General features: G+C 59.9%; 16 protein-coding genes. 10 read left to right on the plus strand and 6 right to left on the minus strand.

Features of this window, described 5'->3' with window-relative positions:
- Positions 1-95: 95 nt before the first annotated feature.
- From greA to BJF91_RS13675, 3 genes are all read left to right on the plus strand, one after another.
- Positions 96-572 (plus strand): transcription elongation factor GreA, encoded by a 477-nt coding sequence (gene greA, locus BJF91_RS13665; protein ID WP_075615638.1) that lies wholly within the window; start codon positions 96-98, stop codon positions 570-572.
- A gap of 104 nt (positions 573-676) precedes the next feature.
- Positions 677-1,747, plus strand: a complete 1,071-nt coding sequence (locus BJF91_RS13670; protein ID WP_075615036.1) for a glycosyltransferase family 4 protein — start codon at positions 677-679, stop codon at positions 1,745-1,747.
- A gap of 9 nt (positions 1,748-1,756) precedes the next feature.
- Positions 1,757-2,578, plus strand: a complete 822-nt coding sequence (locus tag BJF91_RS13675; protein ID WP_075615037.1) for a glycosyltransferase family 25 protein — start codon at positions 1,757-1,759, stop codon at positions 2,576-2,578.
- A 9-nt stretch (positions 2,579-2,587) separates the two neighbouring features.
- Here BJF91_RS13675 and BJF91_RS13680 read toward each other — a convergent pair whose 3' ends face one another.
- The 4 genes from BJF91_RS13680 to BJF91_RS13695 all read right to left on the minus strand — a co-directional run bounded on the left by BJF91_RS13680 (position 2,588) and on the right by BJF91_RS13695 (position 6,189).
- On the minus strand, positions 2,588-3,343 hold the full coding sequence (locus tag BJF91_RS13680) for a hypothetical protein (RefSeq protein ID WP_075615038.1): 756 nt from the start codon (positions 3,341-3,343) through the stop codon (positions 2,588-2,590).
- 98 nt (positions 3,344-3,441) lie between these two features.
- The gene (locus tag BJF91_RS13685) at positions 3,442-4,479 is read right to left on the minus strand and encodes a glycosyltransferase family protein (protein WP_075615039.1); all 1,038 of its coding nucleotides are present in this window, start codon (positions 4,477-4,479) and stop codon (positions 3,442-3,444) included.
- Between the two features lie 303 nt (positions 4,480-4,782).
- A complete protein-coding gene (locus BJF91_RS13690; protein ID WP_075615040.1) occupies positions 4,783-5,685 on the minus strand; it encodes a hypothetical protein in 903 nt (300 codons plus the stop codon).
- Between the two features lie 36 nt (positions 5,686-5,721).
- On the minus strand, positions 5,722-6,189 hold the full coding sequence (locus BJF91_RS13695) for an Lrp/AsnC family transcriptional regulator (RefSeq protein ID WP_075615639.1): 468 nt from the start codon (positions 6,187-6,189) through the stop codon (positions 5,722-5,724).
- A gap of 278 nt (positions 6,190-6,467) precedes the next feature.
- On the opposite strand from BJF91_RS13695, the gene trxB reads away from it, so the two are divergent.
- The 4 genes from trxB (at position 6,468) to BJF91_RS13715 (ending at position 10,490) form a co-directional block, all read left to right on the plus strand.
- Positions 6,468-7,442 carry a thioredoxin-disulfide reductase gene (gene trxB, locus BJF91_RS13700; RefSeq protein WP_075615041.1) on the plus strand — a complete coding sequence of 325 codons (975 nt, stop codon included), beginning with the start codon at positions 6,468-6,470 and terminating at the stop codon, positions 7,440-7,442.
- A 25-nt stretch (positions 7,443-7,467) separates the two neighbouring features.
- A complete protein-coding gene (locus BJF91_RS13705) occupies positions 7,468-8,364 on the plus strand; it encodes a LysR family transcriptional regulator VtlR (protein WP_075615640.1) in 897 nt (298 codons plus the stop codon).
- 659 nt (positions 8,365-9,023) lie between these two features.
- Positions 9,024-9,341, plus strand: a complete 318-nt coding sequence (locus BJF91_RS13710) for an ArsR/SmtB family transcription factor (RefSeq protein WP_075615042.1) — start codon at positions 9,024-9,026, stop codon at positions 9,339-9,341.
- A gap of 33 nt (positions 9,342-9,374) precedes the next feature.
- Positions 9,375-10,490, plus strand: coding sequence for an alkene reductase (locus BJF91_RS13715; protein WP_075615043.1), 1,116 nt, complete (start codon positions 9,375-9,377; stop codon positions 10,488-10,490).
- A gap of 104 nt (positions 10,491-10,594) precedes the next feature.
- Here the strand turns inward: BJF91_RS13715 and BJF91_RS13720 are convergent, their stop codons facing one another.
- Positions 10,595-11,671, minus strand: coding sequence for an NAD-dependent epimerase/dehydratase family protein (locus BJF91_RS13720; RefSeq protein WP_083943306.1), 1,077 nt, complete (start codon positions 11,669-11,671; stop codon positions 10,595-10,597).
- A 96-nt stretch (positions 11,672-11,767) separates the two neighbouring features.
- Here BJF91_RS13720 and BJF91_RS13725 point away from each other — a divergent pair, with 96 nt between their 5' ends.
- The gene (locus BJF91_RS13725) at positions 11,768-12,676 is read left to right on the plus strand and encodes a LysR family transcriptional regulator (RefSeq protein ID WP_075615044.1); all 909 of its coding nucleotides are present in this window, start codon (positions 11,768-11,770) and stop codon (positions 12,674-12,676) included.
- A 15-nt stretch (positions 12,677-12,691) separates the two neighbouring features.
- Here BJF91_RS13725 and BJF91_RS13730 read toward each other — a convergent pair whose 3' ends face one another.
- Complete coding sequence (locus BJF91_RS13730) at positions 12,692-12,955, minus strand: DUF2188 domain-containing protein (RefSeq protein WP_075615045.1); 264 nt, start codon at positions 12,953-12,955, stop codon at positions 12,692-12,694.
- Between the two features lie 348 nt (positions 12,956-13,303).
- Between BJF91_RS13730 and BJF91_RS13735 the strand changes: the two genes are divergently transcribed.
- Both BJF91_RS13735 and BJF91_RS13740 read left to right on the plus strand, forming a co-directional pair.
- On the plus strand, positions 13,304-14,455 hold the full coding sequence (locus BJF91_RS13735) for a calcium:proton antiporter (RefSeq protein WP_075615046.1): 1,152 nt from the start codon (positions 13,304-13,306) through the stop codon (positions 14,453-14,455).
- Between the two features lie 170 nt (positions 14,456-14,625).
- Positions 14,626-15,864, plus strand: coding sequence for an OpgC family protein (locus BJF91_RS13740; RefSeq protein WP_075615047.1), 1,239 nt, complete (start codon positions 14,626-14,628; stop codon positions 15,862-15,864).
- Positions 15,865-15,881: the final 17 nt, after the last annotated feature.

Raw genomic sequence — 15,881 nt, forward strand, 5'->3', positions numbered from 1 at the left:
CGAATTTGATGTGTGGCTGGTTCCGTAGCTTTGCTTCGGGACCTGTTTTATTTTCATGACCACGCGTAGCGGGCATGAATGTGAAGGACGAGGACATGGTTGAAAAGGTACCGATGACACAGAACGGCTTCTCCAAGCTTCAGGAGGAACTGCGCTGGCGTCAGCAAGAAGAACGTCCTCGGATCATTGAGGCCATTTCCGAAGCGCGCGCCCATGGCGACCTCTCGGAAAACGCCGAATACCACGCCGCCAAGGAAGCCCAGAGCCATAATGAAGGCCGGGTAACCGAGCTGGAAGACCTGCTCGCCCGCGCCGAAGTCATCGACCTCTCGAAGATGTCCGGCTCGAAGATCAAGTTTGGCGCCACCGTCAAGCTGGTGGATGAGGATACGGACGAGGAAAAGATCTACCAGATCGTCGGCGATCAGGAAGCGGACGTGAAGGCCGGTCGCATCTCGATTTCCTCGCCTATCGCTCGCGCCATGATCGGTAAGGAAGCCGGCGACAGCATTGAAGTTGTTGCACCCGGCGGCTCCAAAGCCTATGAAATCCTGGCAGTGAACTGGGGCTGACCGCTCCTGATATCGCGCGAAACGCTTGACGAGGCGCGCCCTCCCGATACAAACGGGCGGCGTGCCTTTTCATGTGAGCTTATCATGACGAGAGGTGCCACCGCGTGCTTGATCCAGACCGTATCCGTGTGGTGGCGCCGCATTTCAAGCGGCGCCTGTCCGGCGTCACTTCCACCGTCGTACAGTTGATCCCTGCCCAGCGGCGTCGCGGTCTTGGCATCGCCACGCTCGGCCCTGGCCTGCCCGAGACCATGCCGGCGCTTTCTTTTGCCCAACTGCCGGCGCTGTGGAAAAAGCCAAAGGGTGCCGCCCATCGCGTCTGGCACGCCCGGCGCAATGTCGAGATGCTGGCCGGCATCGTGCTGCGCGACCTTCTGCGCATGCCGCTGAAACTGCTGTTCACCTCAGCGGCCCAACGCCATCACAGCCGCTATACGCGCTGGCTGATTTCGAAGATGGATGCTGTGGTCGCCACAAGCGCCCGCTCCGGCTCCTTCTTGAAGGTACCACATACGGTAATCCTGCACGGCATCGACACCGACCTGTTTCATCCGCCAGAAGGCGTCGACGACACCATTGCCGGCACAAGCCTGCCTGGCGAGCACCTGATCGGCTGCTTCGGCCGGGTACGTCATCAGAAGGGCACCGACCTGTTCGTCAAGGCGATGATCGAGCTGTTGCCACGCTATCCCAGCTGGACCGCCATCGTGTCGGGACGCGTCACGGCAGAGCACAAGGGCTTTGCCGATGGATTGAAGGCGGATATCGCCCGCGCAGGCCTTTCCGAGCGCATCGTCTTTCTTGGCGAAGTCGATGATATCAAGCCCTGGTACCGGCGCCTCACTCTGTATGTGGCACCGTCGCGTAACGAAGGTTTCGGGTTGACCCCGCTCGAAGCCATGGCCTCTGAAACCGCCGTCGTCGCCTCCGATGCCGGCGCCTATCGCGAGCAGATCGCCGAAGGCATGACCGGTGCCGTGGTCGCCGCCGGTGAGTACGAGCCGCTCCGCGACGCGATCGAGGCCTATCTGGCCGATCCTGGCCGCGCGCATCTTCACGCCAAGGCGGCTGTCGCCCATGTTCGCGCCGATTTCGCGCTGGCGGGCGAAGCCGCAGCTTTGGAAGGCGTGTACAGCCGCCTGCTAGGCGTGCCCGCCACGTCGCCCCAGTCGTAAGGCAGGCCGATGCGCATCCTTGTCATCAATCTCGATCGCGCCACCGAAAGACTGGCCTTCCAACAGGCACAGATGCAGGCCCTCGGCCTCAGCTTCACGCGCCTTGCCGCCGTGGACATAAGCTCGCTGCCGCAGGACATAGACGAGGCCTATTGGAACGGCTGGGAACGGCCGATGCGTCCGGCAGAGCGCGCCTGCCTGATCAGCCACCGCCGCGCCTGGGAGGAAATTGCCGAGGGCACTGAACCGGTGCTGGTGCTGGAAGACGATGCAGTGCTCTCCGACAAGCTCCCTGCACTGCTTGGCTCTCTCGAGGACCGCCGCGATCTTGACCACGTGACGCTGGAAACCCGGGGCCGCAAGAAGCTGCTGGCCAAGGACAGTATCGGAAGCATGCCGCTGCGCAGGCTCTACCAGGATCGCTCCGGTGCTGCCGCCTATATTCTCTGGCCATCGGGTGCCGCAAAGCTTTTGGCCCGCAGTGCCCGCCACGGCGCGATTGCCGACGCCGTGATCTGCGCGGCTTACGAGCTTGCATCTTTCCAGGCCGATCCAGCGCTGGCCGTCCAACTCGACCGCTGTGCCCATTACGGCCTGCCTGAGCCGATCACGACACGTTCGTCAATCTCAGACGTATCAAGCAAACGCGAAAAGCCGGCGCTATCCTTCCGGCTGCGGCGCATCAAGGCGCAGTTGCGCATGGGCCTGCGCCAGCTTGGCAATATCATCAGAGCCGAGCGCCGGCAGGTCGCACTGCGGCGTGAAGATTTTGCCTATCTCGAGCATTTCCAAGGAAAGTGGGAACCGGTTTCCCGTCCGGAAATGCGTTAAAGCAAAACCTTACTCTTCAGACCACCAACCCGTTCGGCCCCGGTGGTGCTGCGCCTTGAGGCGGGCGAAGGCAGTATCTTCCACCTGCAGGCGGTCGAACACGGTCTTCAGCATGAGCCCGACCGGGTCATCGGTCATCATCGTGTCCAGCCGCCAGCGCATGTTGCGCAACGTATCGTCGGTGCCGATGGTGAAGCAGGAAAGACCTGAAAACAGCGGGATCAACTCGGTTTGCAGCCGCTCCAGCTTTTGTGGGTCAGTTGGAGCAGGAGCGACTGATAGCATCCGCTCGGTCTCATAGATCTTTACCGTGTTAACCAGCAGCGATACCAGCATGGCCCGGGCCCTGACTTCGGCCTCGGGATGGTGGTCGATGAAACTGTCGGCGGCGGAAACCAGCCAGCGCAGATTGAGATTGGCGCAGAGAAATTCCGCCTCCGCCTCCCACAGCGCCTGCAATTGCTGAAATGTCTGCTCCACCTGAAACTCGCGGCGCAACAGCACAATCAGCCGGGCGTGATGCCAAAGCAGTTCCGGCTGGCCGGCGAATTCGCGCCGAAGGTTGTCCAGATGCAGGTCGAGCGATTTCTCCGAGCCGCGGGTTTGCTGGGCGCTGTCGCCCGCAACCAGCGTCTGTTTCAGCGCCCGGTAGTCGAGGTCACTCACAGCATGGCGTGCGGCACCCCAGCGCTTGCGATGCTGGTTGAGGGAGAAAAACCGCTCGATTCGGCTCTTCTTGCGAGGCCGGCGTTTTTTTCCAAACATGCCCTTATCCTGTCCCGGTCGTCTGCGTCCTGCCCCATCTCTACCGGTCAGAGAGCGCATGATCCAGCAGATAAACGCGCGGCGCTGTACGCGAAAGTTTAGAGCCCCTGCACTTTTAGGGATGGCGCCAGCAGCGGCGCTGCCACCGGCCGGGATTGGCGCACACCCGGCTGGCAGCGCTTCACCAAAACCGGTGCGAACCGGGCCCAGACTTCACCGCTGCGGATTTCTTCTGGCGTCCAATGCGCATAGGCGATGTCGTAGAACAATTGCTCGCGCTCAGGCAACGGCGGATCGACGACATCTTCGATGCGCCGCGAACAGACCGGGGCGGCGATATTGAACCGCGATAGCGTAATTACGGGGACGCCTGCGAGCAGAGAATCCAGCGCGAAGGACGACGTGTAGCAGATCGTGCAATGGGCCCGGGCGAGTTCATCTACCGAGGACAACGAATCGAGACCGGAAATCTGCAAATTGGGCACCTTGGCAAGCTCCGCCTGCAAGGTGGCGAAATCCTCGTTCTTCATACCCGGATGCGGGCGCACGATGATTGGCCGGTCAGTCAGCCGTCGCACGCTGCGTGCCGTCGCGCCCAGCCACTGGCAGACGTCCATACCGCGCATCGCCGCATCGCCCGGAATCTGGCCGATGATGAGTACATGCTCGCCGGCTTTGCGATAGGGTTTCAGCGTCAGCCCAAGCGCGGCGCTCTGTTTGTCCCACCGGTCGGATGGGCTATTGGCGTTGAGAAAATCGGCATCGCCCGGCAATGTGCCATCAAGCCCGATCCTGAAATAATGATGTTTGAACTTGTAAAAGCTGCGGCGATGGCCGAGCAGCTTATGGTACCAGTTGAAGGACCGCTTGATGGTCTCGCGGCCCCAAAAGCCAACCTCCACCGTCAGCAACGGGCCTTGGTGCTCGACGGCAATCGCCGTGCGAAAGGAATGCGTCGGTGAAGACGTGCGACCGAAGGAGCCGAAAAACACAGCGACGTCGCATGGCCGGTAGACAGGTTCATCGATCAGCGAGAACCGAAACGACGGATGGGGCTGCTCGGCAAACGCTTCAAAGGGAAAACCTTCTTTGCTTGCTCGAAACAAGTTGACCGTGATTGGTTGCGATAGCTGCATCCAGCGCTCCTCTACCTACGCGCTTCGACTCGTTCCAACATGCCCAGAAGTTGCCGGATCTGTAAATGATAGCGTTTTCATGACAAGTAACCATCCAACAGCGACAAAACGAGATGTCGCAATCAGAATTGTCCACATATTTTCATGAAAGCGTTGCAAATGTAACACGACGGGCTGGCGCCAGCCTTCAGACAAGCCTTCACACAAGCCACGAATTCACCAAATCGATATTGGACGGGCGAAGAACCGCCGCATAGTGAGCAGCGGAGCGCAGGCGCCTGCAACAGTCGATCGTCTATTCCCTCAGGTTCTGAAAATGGAATCCGCAGTAAAGGCCCTGGTAAAATCGTAGGTCGAAAGCGCCGTCATGAACTCTGGCGACAAATCGTTGCTGCCGCGTTCGTTGTCGCGTTTTCCGGATTTGTCCATGAAACTCTTCAAGGTTCGGGACGCCTGTTTCTGATCGACGAAGGGCCGCATCTTCTTCTTGCGCGGATAGTAGAACAGTCGGTCGCGAAGATCCCTCAGCACGGGTCGTGGGAAGCGAAAGATGCCATCCGGCAAAAACAGCGAGTTCAACGCGTGGTCCCTTGCCGTCTCGTACCGGGCGAGGGTCATCAGAACCTGATCCCAGACATGCGGGTTTTCCCGGCAAAGCTGCGCCCAGCGCTGAACCAGCCGGCCGGTGGCTGGTGTCTTGTTCAGATAGACGAAGCCTGACAGCTCGTACCAGCCTTGGCGGCGCACGATGGCGATGTCGAAAGGATTGTCATGGACGAACCATGGCTGGCGCAGCATTTCCGCATCCGCGTCCACCCAGCAGATCGGCCGATCGCTCTCCTGCCAGACCCGCTCGATGAAGGCGGATTTCAAGCCGGTATTGGCAACCCAGCTGCCGAGCGAGGAAATCGGCTCGATCCGGTGTTCGAGACCCAGCCGATCCAACGACGCCTTAAGCCTGGTAGCCAAGGCTTCGTAGGGCGTATCGGCGGTGTAATAGGAGACAAATAGAGGGCCACGCTTGGGATCGCGGGGCGTTTCGACGAGATCGATCATGGTGCGCAAGCCGGCATTAGCAACAAGATCCACGGATTGCGGCCGGCGGATATGCGCCAGGCCGTGGCTCTTCCCCTGCGCCGCGGAGGCCAATGCCTCGGGGACAGGATGCAAGCCGGTAGCCCCCAGGAAATCCTCGATCGTCGTCATGCCCTCACATCCTTTTCGCAGCGCGCGACACGCGCATCAAATATCAATCAGCCCCAGCCGCTTGACCTGGCGGATGGTCAAAAGCGTCTTCACCGTATCGACATGCTCATAAGCTGTCAGGGTTTCGATGACGAAATCCTGAAAGCTGGTGAGATTGTCGGCAACGCAATGCAGCAGGAAATCGCTTTCGCCATTCACCATCCAGGCCTGGCGCACCAACGGCCACTGTTCGGTTGCGGCGGCAAAGCTCTTCAGGTTGGCTTCCGACTGATGCTTCAGCCCGACCATGCAGAAGGCGACAAGGTCGAAACCGAGTTTTGGTCCGCTGAGCGCGGCGTGGTAGCCCTGAATGATGCCGCTCTCTTCGAGCTTTCGCACCCGGCGCAGGCAGGGCGGCGCGGAAATGCCGACCCGTTCCGACAGCTCGACATTGGTCATCCGGCCGTCGCGTTGCAGCTCTTTCAGGATCTTGATGTCTATGGCATCCAGTTCGGCACGCAGCACGAGGTTACCCTTCTTTGGCCAGGTTATGGCCCGTGTTATGGCCTTGACCGCGATTCCCGGCAAGAAGTTGACGGCGTGCGCGCAAGAAAATGTCGTTTATCCGCAGCAAAATTGCGGCAGGGCGCTGAGCAGGCGAATTGCCTTGTTGCAAACGCACACCTGCCCTTGAATAAATGCATGGAGCCTTCATAAAGGAAATGAAGAAAAGGCGAGACAGGCATCCTATATGCCGGTGACCTCAATGGACCTCGCCCATACTGCCTCTGAAAGGAAACACCATGTCCGCCCGTCACACCAAAGTGCTGATCATCGGCTCGGGCCCCGCCGGCTATACCGCTGCCATCTATGCTGCGCGCGCCATGCTGAAACCGGTCCTGATCGCCGGCATGGAACAGGGTGGCCAGTTGATGATCACCACCGACGTCGAAAACTATCCGGGTTTTGCCGATCCTATCCAGGGTCCCTGGCTGATGGGCGAAATGCTCAAGCAGGCCACCCATGTCGGCACCGAGATCGTCAACGACCTCGTGACCGAGGTGGAGACGACCCGCCGTCCCTTCACCGTCAAGACCGATTCCGGCGCTGTCTGGACCGCCGATACGCTGATCATATGCACCGGCGCCAAGGCGAAATGGCTTGGCATCGAGAGCGAGCAGCATTTCCAGGGCTTCGGTGTTTCAGCCTGCGCCACCTGCGACGGCTTCTTCTATCGCAACAAGGACGTGATCGTGGTTGGCGGCGGCAATTCGGCCGTCGAGGAAGCGCTCTACCTGTCGCATATCGCCAAGACCGTCACCGTCGTGCATCGCCGTGACAGCTTCCGCTCGGAAAAAATCCTGCAGGAGCGTCTGCTCGCCAAGGACAATGTCAAGATCCTCTGGAACACCGTGGTCGACGAAGTCACCGGCATTCCGGCCAAGCCACCGATGCCGCCATCGGTCACCGGCGCGCGGCTGAAGAGCCTGGAGACCGGCACGATCACAGACATGCCGATCGACGGCATCTTCGTTGCCATCGGCCATGCGCCGGCAGTGGAATTGTTCAAGGGCAAGCTGAAGCTGAAGCCGAACGGCTATCTGTGGACGGCACCCGATTCAACCGCGACAGACGTGCCCGGCATCTTTGCCGCCGGCGACGTGACCGACGACATCTATCGCCAGGCCATCACAGCTGCCGGCATGGGCTGCATGGCGGCGCTCGAGGCGGAACGATATCTGGCCGCGGAGATCATCCCGGCCCAAGCGGCGGAGTAGGTTCATGATGCGAGGCAGCAGCAATATACCGCTGGATTGGGACAAACTGCGGATTTTCCACGCCGCAGCCGAAGCCGGTTCCTTCACCCACGCGGCCGATAAGCTGCATCTCTCGCAATCGGCCATCAGCCGCCAGGTCAGCGCTCTCGAACAGGACGTGGGGGTGAAACTGTTTCACCGCCACGCCCGCGGCCTGATCCTGACCGAACAGGGCGAATTGCTCTACCGCACAGCCCATGACGTACTGCTCAAGCTGGAAACGGTGAAGATGCAGCTGACGGAGACGACGGACAAGCCGAGCGGCAAGCTGCGCGTCACCACTACGGTCGGGCTTGGCCAGGGCTGGCTCACCGACAAGGTGCAGGAATTTTTGCAGCTCTATCCTGACATGTCGATTCAGCTGATCCTCGACAACGAGGAACTCGACGTCAACATGCGCCATGCCGATTGCGCCATCCGCCTGCGCCAGCCGCAGCAATCGGATCTGATCCAGCGCAAGCTGTTTACCGTGCACATGCATGTCTACGCGGCCCCCTCCTACATCAACCGCTATGGCGAACCGCAGACCATCGAAGATCTCGATAATCACCGGATCATCACCTTCGGCGAACCGGCTCCGAATTACCTGCTCGACGTCAACTGGCTTGAGGTCGCTGGCCGCTCCTCGGACAATCGTCGCATTCCGCATTTGCAGATCAACAGCCAGACCTCGATCAAGCGCGCCTGCCTGCTTGGCATCGGCGTCGCATGCATGCCGGACTATATCGTCGGACGCGATCCGGGCCTGATTCAGCTGCCGATCAATGCAGACGTTCCATCCTTCGATACCTACTTCTGTTATCCGGACGAGATGAAGAACGCCGCAAAGCTAAAAGTTTTTCGCGATTTCATCGTCTCGAAGGCCCGCAACTGGAGCTTCTGATCTGCGCCCTTTTGCCTATGCGCATGTGCGCATACGCCTTGCAATCCAGACGCTGACGTGGCAAGACAACAACCCTGAGCTTCTTTCAAATGCGACACGCGTGGCAGACCTGCGACACGCGCATGCCTCCCATGCACAAAAAAGCATTGTTCACTGCACAAAAAACCACCATATCGCTCATAGCTGATGCACACGGTGGCTTCCTCCCAGTTCCCACCGCACCAGCTGTTCCCCTCTGGAGGTTTTTAACCTTCACACTTTAAGGGCCCTGGAGTAATCCGGTGGCCCCTTTTTTTTGGCTATCCGGCAGAGGAAGGGCAACGCGTTTTTCAGCTAGGGCCAACTGCCTCCTTGGATATCTATGGGACGTCACTCATAGAGTGGGCGGCGGCATGCAGTGCATGGGCAGAATTTCGGCTGCCAATCATTCGTATGTCGCACAAACTTTTTCGCGACACCTTGAAAGCTGAGGGAGCCACCCTATATCAGTGTATAGCTGCATCGGGACTATCTCTGGTGGTCTCTTCTCAGCTGTTCCCCTCTGGAGGTTTAAAGCCTTCAAACCTGTAGCACCCGTTCGCGGGTGCTTTTTTTTGCCCTGCAACATCTTCCTTTGGATCGCCCCTTGATATCGGATTTTGACGATCCATATATCGGCTATGGACGATACACACCTGATTGAGACCGAACTGGACGATGCGCTGAAGGCGCTTTCCCATCCCGTGCGCCGCCAGATCCTGCAATGGCTGCGTGAGCCGGAAAAGCATTTCTGCTCCCAGGCCCATCCTTTGGAAATGGGCATCTGCGCCGGTCAGTTCGAGCGCTGCGGTCTTTCGCAGTCCACGGTATCGGCCCATCTTGCCAGCCTCTCCAAGGCTGGACTGATTACCTCCCATAAGGTCGGACAGTGGATTTTCTACAAGCGCGACGAAGACGCTATCGCTGCGTTTGTGTCGCGGCTGTCCGCCCGACTCTGATTTCCCGTGAATACCCCAGGAAGGACCTCCTCAATGCCTAATCTTTTCGACCCCTTGCAGGTCGGCGACATCGCCGTTGCCAATCGCATCGCCATGGCGCCTTTGACCCGCAATCGCTCGCCGAACGCGGTTCCGAAGTCAATCACCGCCACCTATTATCAGCAGCGCGCCACCGCCGGCCTGCTGGTGACCGAGGGCACCGCGATCTCGCATCAGGCTCAGGGCTATGCCGATGTGCCCGGCCTCTACACGCCGGAAGCCCTGGAAGGCTGGAAGGCCGTCACCAAGGCCGTGCATGATGCCGGCGGCAAGATCGTTACCCAGCTCTGGCATGTCGGGCGTATCTCGCATACTTCGCTGCAGCCGAATGGTGGCAAGCCGGTCGCACCCTCGGCCATCACCGCAAAGGGCAAGACCTATGTCATCAACCCCGACGGCAACGGCGGCTTCGTCGAAACCTCCGAGCCTCGCGCCCTCGAGCTTTCGGAAATTCCCGGCCTGATCGAGGATTACCGCAAGGCGGCCCGCGCCGCCATCGATGCAGGCTTTGACGGCGTCGAGATCCACGCGGCCAACGGCTACCTGCTGGAACAGTTCATGCGCTCCTCCAGCAACCAGCGCAGCGATGCCTATGGCGGCTCGATCGAAAACCGCATCCGCCTGACGGTGGAAGTGGCGGAAGCCATTTCCCGCGAAATCGGCGGCGGTCGCACCGGTATCCGGCTTTCGCCTGTTACCCCGGCCAATGACGTGTCGGACCCGGATCCGCAGCCGGTCTATAACGCGCTGGTGGAAAAGCTTGCGCCGCTTGGCCTTGCCTTCATCCACGTCATCGAAGGCGCCACCGGCGGCCCGCGCGATTTCAGCCAGGGCGACAAGCCCTTCGATTGGTCTGCCTTCAAGAGCGCCTATCGTAATGCCGGTGGCCAGGCCGTATGGATCGCCAACAATGGCTATGACCGGCAGATGGCCATGGATACCATTGCCTCAGGCAAGGCCGACATGGTCGCCTTCGGCAAGCCTTTCATTGCCAATCCGGACCTGGTGCGCCGCCTGAAGGAAGACGCGCCCCTCAACCAGCCCGACCAGAGCACTTTCTATGGCGGCGGTGAAAAGGGGTATATCGACTACCCAACCCTCGACGCCTGATTAGAAATAGACTTCGAACCCCGCCTGCTCGTGAACTGCCCCCCGAAGGTTGGACACCCAACTTCGGGGGGCGCAGTTCACTCAGCGGGGTTCTTTTTTGGCTTTCACCCCGCTGCGACTGGTGACGCCATAGCGGGCTGTGAAGCCTCCACGACAGCAAGGCAGCCAAGGCTCCTCAACGTCGCCGCTACCGCCTCATCGAGCGCTGTCTGCGGCTCCTCGCCCAGCACCTCCAACAAGCGGCTGTTGTCGAGCAGGATCTCCTCGCGCCAGAGATAGCGCATCTCCAGGAGCTCGCGAAACACAGGCACGACCGGCGACAACATCGGCACCATCCACCAGGGAAAGCGCTTGAACGGTAGCCGGTCATTGCCGACCGCCCGTCGAATTGCCTGTGCCATGCCATAGCCGTCAGGATCGACATGACCGCGCATGTGGAAGCGGGCGAAGGCGGGCAGATCCTGCGCCCGCTCCAGCAGACGGACGAAGGTCTCGGCCATGTCAGGCAGATAGGTCCAGCTATGGGCGCGCCCCGGACGGCCGGGAAGACTGACGCTTTTCACCGGCTTGCCCGGCTTGATAAGCCCCTGCGCAAACCAGCTGTTGCCGGCACCGGGGCCAAAGAAATCACCGGCCCGTACCAGAATGACCGCCACGCCCTCTCCCGCCGCCTGCTCCAGCCGCTGTTCCAACGCTACCCGGATCCGACCCTTGACCGTCTGCGGGTTCTGCGGGCTGGTCTCGCCAAGCAGCGGAAAAGCATTGGGGCCGTAGTTGTAGATCGTGCCGGGCATCAGGATGCGGGCGCCACTGGCCTGCGCGGCAGCAACGGTGTTGTCGATCATCGGCAGAACCAGCTTTGCCCAATTGCGATAACCGGGCGGATTGACCCCATGGAAGATGACAGAGGCGCCGCTGGCGGCCGACACCACATCGGCGCGGTTCATCGCATCGCCCACGACCCATTCCGCAACCGCCTTGGAACCGCCACTCGATTTTCCATGAACCGTCCCCGCAGCTCGGTGCATGGCTCGCACGTGATAGCCTCGAGCGGACAGGGCGCGGGCAACGGCCCCGCCAATGCCGCCGGTTGCGCCCAGGACTAAAGCGATCGGCCGCCTGTCTTGCGGCACGCTGCCGTCGATCCCCGTCTCCCTGCCAAAAATCTTCTGCTCGGCCATTCCTGATCTCCATCGCTTCTTGTCGATGACCAAGTATCCACCAACGATCCTCCATTCGAAATTGTATATTTCTTTATCGATGCTATACAAAAAACCATGAAACCAGATCAGTTGAGTTGGGACCTCTACCGCAGTTTGCTCGCCGTGATCACGGAGGGCTCGCTATCTGCTGCCGCGCGCAGCCTTGGCCTTACCCAGCCGACGGTCGGCCGGCATATCGAGTTGTTGGAACAGGCTTTCGGCACGCCGCTGTTTCTGCGCAGCCAGCGTGGTCTCACACCAACCGATACCGCCCTGGCCATGCGCTCGCACGCCGCCTTGATGGCGGCGACCAGCACGTCGTTGGCAAGGATTGCCGCTGGCGGAAGCGAGAGTGGGCAGGAGAGCGACATCAAAGGCCCGGTGCGCCTTAGCGCCAGCGAAGTCATCTCCATCGAGGTGCTGCCGCAAATCCTGGCGCCCCTGCAGGAGCGGTTTTCGGGACTTGAGATCGAGTTGTCTGCCAGCGACACTGTCGAGGATCTGCTGCAACGGGAAGTGGATATTGCCGTGCGCATGGTGGCGCCGACCCAACTTGCTTTGCTCAGCCAACGGATCGGCGCGATCGGTATCGGGTTCTTCGCCCATGCCAGCTACCTCGAGCGGCATGGGACGCCCGAAAACCTTAGCGACCTCGCCCAGCACCGACTGATCGGCTTTGACCGACATCTGGCCTATGTGCGCGTGGTCCTGAAAAGCAGACCGGAGCTGGAGGCCCTGCATTTCGGCTTTCGCACGGATAGCAATCTGGCGCAATTTGCCGCAATCCGCGCTGGTCTCGGCATCGGCCTCTGCCAAGGAGGCCTCGGCAGGCGACACGCGGAACTGGTCGAGGTACTGCCCGGCAGCCTCGACATCGCGCTTGATACCTATGTCGTCATGCACGAGGATCTGAAACTCAGCCGCCGCTACCGTACCGTCTTCGACGCCGTTGTTACGGGGCTGAAGACCTATATAGCTCGGTAAAGCCGAAAGGCGCGATCAGCCCTGGCTCGAGCTCGTGTAATGATCGAGAATTTCCACTTCGGGATGGTCGTTGCCATTGCTCATTTCGGCACGCCATTTGCCATCGGCGTCCTGATAAACGATCCGAACCGGCTCATCGGCCTGGGCAATTTCCTTCATCACGATTCGCGCTGCTTCCAGCGCCTGGTCATGACTGTCGAACCGTTCCGAGTAGGCGCCATCCAATCGATAGGCCCAGCCTTCGTCATGCGGTACGATTTCATAAGTCACTTTCGCCATGTTTTGTTTTCTCCCTATCCACGACATTGCCAATCAACAGCTGCGCATGCGAAATTCCGCCTCGTCGCGCTGCACAACTATCGCACCTTAAAGACGGAACTGCAAATTGCATCAGCACGTTGAAGATGCAACAGAGGGGGCGAAAGCGAACGCGGCCGAATCGCCCATTCGCGACATCATCGCGTTTTTGGCGGGATGGATTGGCCGATACGCGGCAGTTCGCATTGCCAGTGCATGTCAGAGTTTCTTTTGAAGCCCTGAGGGGCACCGGTTGCTTTTTTATGCATTTCTGGATGGGAAGCCGGCTCCCACTGTCCCTGGAAATGCTCGAGTAAAGGATAAGATCACGTGACTGTTCTCTCTCGGGAAAAGACCCTGCTTCTGCCCATCGTGATTGCGGTGGCCGTGTTCTTTCTCGAGCATGCGGTCATGGAGGCAGGCTCCATTGCCAGCCTCGCGGCGGCTGCGGTGCTGGTCGGCGCTATCCTTGTGGCCTCGATCCGCGTTGCCCATCATGCCGAAACGCTCGCCCAGCGGGTCGGCGATCCCTATGGCACGATGATCCTGACGCTGTCGGCCGTTGCCGTCGAAGTGCTGATCCTGGCGATCATGATGCAGGGCGAAAGCTCGCCGACGCTGGTGCGCGACACGATCTATTCCGCTGTGATGCTGGACATTAACGGCATTCTTGGCCTTGCCGCCCTGCTTGGCGGCCTCAAGCACGGTGAACAGCCCTACAACGACGATAGCGGCAAGACCTATGGCGTGATGATCCTGACCGCCATGGGTATCTCCATGATCGTGCCGGAATTCGTGCCCCATGCAAAATGGAGCTACTATTCCGCCTTTACCATCTTCGCCATGCTGGCGCTTTATGCGCTGTTCCTGCGCATGCAGGTTGGTCGCCACAGCTATTTCTTCAGCTACAGCTATCCGCGCCGGGTCGCGACCCGGGCATCGAAGACCGCGGCGGCTCACGGGAAAGCCCCAGGCGATGTCGCTGCAGAAAGCCATGAAGCCGAGGAAGAGCATTCAGACGAAAAAGGCAGTATCTCCACCTCCATCGGGGTCATCCTGTTCGGCGTCGTTCTTATCGGCATTCTCGCCGAATTCATGTCAGCACTGATGACCGAGGGCCTTCATGATACCGGCGCGCCGCCGATGATGATGGCGATCGTCGTTGCCGCCATTTCCGCGGCGCCTGAAATCATGACAGCGCTGAAGGCGGCGCTGCGCAACCGCATGCAGGCGACCGTCAACATTGCCATGGGCGCTTCGCTGTCCACAGTCATCCTGACGGTTCCGGTCATGGAGGCGATAGCGCTTTATACCGGCCAGCCCTTCACTATGGCGATGACGCCGGTGCAGACGGTGATGATCTTCGTCACCCTGATTGCAGCGGCGATCAACCTCAACGACGGCGAGACCAATGCCATCGAGGGCATGACCCATTTCATCCTTTTTGCCACTTTCATCATGCTCTCGGCTCTGGGACTTTGATCCCCGAAGAGACAACCGAAGGGCGGTCACATCATTTTGATCCCGGAACCTTTCCGGGAGACACCCGTTGCGGACATGTGATTGGACGTCGTTCCAATTCGCCGCATTGTCACCACGATGAAGGGCAAGAACCCACCTGCTGGGCAGGACGTAAACCGGGAGCCGGGACCGTGAAAAGATTGGATGTCCTAGACGGAATGCGGGGATACTTCCTCGTTTTCATGATGTTGAACCACCTGGTCTTCGCGGGCGGTTATCTGCTTGTTGAGGTCAACCACCGCAATCTAACCTTCGTTGAAGACGCGCAAGGCTTCGTGTTCATGTCTGGCCTGCTGGTCGGCATGGTCTATGGCCGCAAGATGCTGAAAGCCGGCTATGAAGCCGGTCGCGAGCGCATCTGGGCCAGAGCCATCGAACTCTATCGCTATGCCATGGGCATTATCCTGGCCGTGCTCGCCGCGCGCCTGCTGATGCCTGGTGCTGCTGTCATCTGGCGCGACTGGCTGGGCGATATTTCGCTGAGCGATCCGCTGCGCCTCGGTTCGATTGCCACCTTCCTCTATCAGCCGACCTATATGGATATTCTGCCGCAATACATCATCTACATGGTGTTTGCGCCTGCTCTGATCTGGCTCTGCATCACCGGTCGCTGGGCAACCGTCGCCATCGGCTCGCTCGTTGTCTGGATGGCTGGCCAGCTTGGCCTGCACCGCCTGATCACCTACCCGCTCGACGGCTGGCTGAGCGCTGCCGAGAAGGAAGGCATCCGCGCCAGCTTCAACCTGCTCGGCTGGCAGATCGTGTTTTTCGGCGGCCTGATCGCCGGTAGCCTGACCGCGACCCGCAACATTGAATGGAGCAAGGTCTTCAGCCCGGAAAAGACGCTGATCCCAAAGACCGCGCTTGCAATCCTGCTGTTCTTCATGCCGCTGCGGATCATGACCGCGCATGGTTTGATGCCAGATTTCGTGCTGCAGAAATTCAGCATGATGGAAGTGCGCGCCGATTTCGGCCCGGTCTATCTCTTGAATTTTGCCGCCATGGCAAGCCTGGTTGCCTGGCTGCTGATTGCTGGTCCGAAGCATGATAGCGCTTTCGTGCGCAAAACAGCCCATGCTGTCAACAGCGTCTTCAGCCTCAGCTTTCTACAGCTGCTCGGCCGCCATTCGCTGCATGTCTATATCTGGCATGTGCTGATCGTGTTTGCCGTCCGCTATATCGACGGGCGGGTCGGCCCGTTCTCGGAATTGACCAAGACAGCAATCGCCGTCTTCTGTGTCTCGCTACTGGCCCTGCCCGCGCTCTACCGCGAACGCGACATCCACTTCGCACCTGCGCCAGAGCCTAAGCCCGTTCCGGTTCCGGCAGCCAGTGCGGCGGCTGGCGCCAAGCAGATGCGCAACGCTTGAAGCACTCATTTCCAGGA

It is taken from the genome of Gillisella taibaishanensis, from assembly GCF_001938985.1.
GTDB lineage: Bacteria > Pseudomonadota > Alphaproteobacteria > Rhizobiales > Rhizobiaceae > Allorhizobium > Allorhizobium taibaishanense.

What these genes read in the sequence shown, in the direction of transcription:
- greA (WP_075615638.1), top strand. Translation starts at nt 96, where the DNA reads ATGGTTGAAAAGGTACCGATGACACAGAACGGCTTCTCCAAGCTTCAG.
- BJF91_RS13675 (WP_075615037.1), top strand. Translation starts at nt 1,757, where the DNA reads ATGCGCATCCTTGTCATCAATCTCGATCGCGCCACCGAAAGACTGGCC.
- BJF91_RS13680 (WP_075615038.1), bottom strand. Translation starts at nt 3,343, where the DNA reads ATGTTTGGAAAAAAACGCCGGCCTCGCAAGAAGAGCCGAATCGAGCGG.
- BJF91_RS13685 (WP_075615039.1), bottom strand. Translation starts at nt 4,479, where the DNA reads ATGCAGCTATCGCAACCAATCACGGTCAACTTGTTTCGAGCAAGCAAA.
- BJF91_RS13690 (WP_075615040.1), bottom strand. Translation starts at nt 5,685, where the DNA reads ATGACGACGATCGAGGATTTCCTGGGGGCTACCGGCTTGCATCCTGTC.
- trxB (WP_075615041.1), top strand. Translation starts at nt 6,468, where the DNA reads ATGTCCGCCCGTCACACCAAAGTGCTGATCATCGGCTCGGGCCCCGCC.
- BJF91_RS13710 (WP_075615042.1), top strand. Translation starts at nt 9,024, where the DNA reads ATGGACGATACACACCTGATTGAGACCGAACTGGACGATGCGCTGAAG.
- BJF91_RS13715 (WP_075615043.1), top strand. Translation starts at nt 9,375, where the DNA reads ATGCCTAATCTTTTCGACCCCTTGCAGGTCGGCGACATCGCCGTTGCC.
- BJF91_RS13720 (WP_083943306.1), bottom strand. Translation starts at nt 11,671, where the DNA reads ATGGCCGAGCAGAAGATTTTTGGCAGGGAGACGGGGATCGACGGCAGC.
- BJF91_RS13725 (WP_075615044.1), top strand. Translation starts at nt 11,768, where the DNA reads ATGAAACCAGATCAGTTGAGTTGGGACCTCTACCGCAGTTTGCTCGCC.
- BJF91_RS13730 (WP_075615045.1), bottom strand. Translation starts at nt 12,955, where the DNA reads ATGGCGAAAGTGACTTATGAAATCGTACCGCATGACGAAGGCTGGGCC.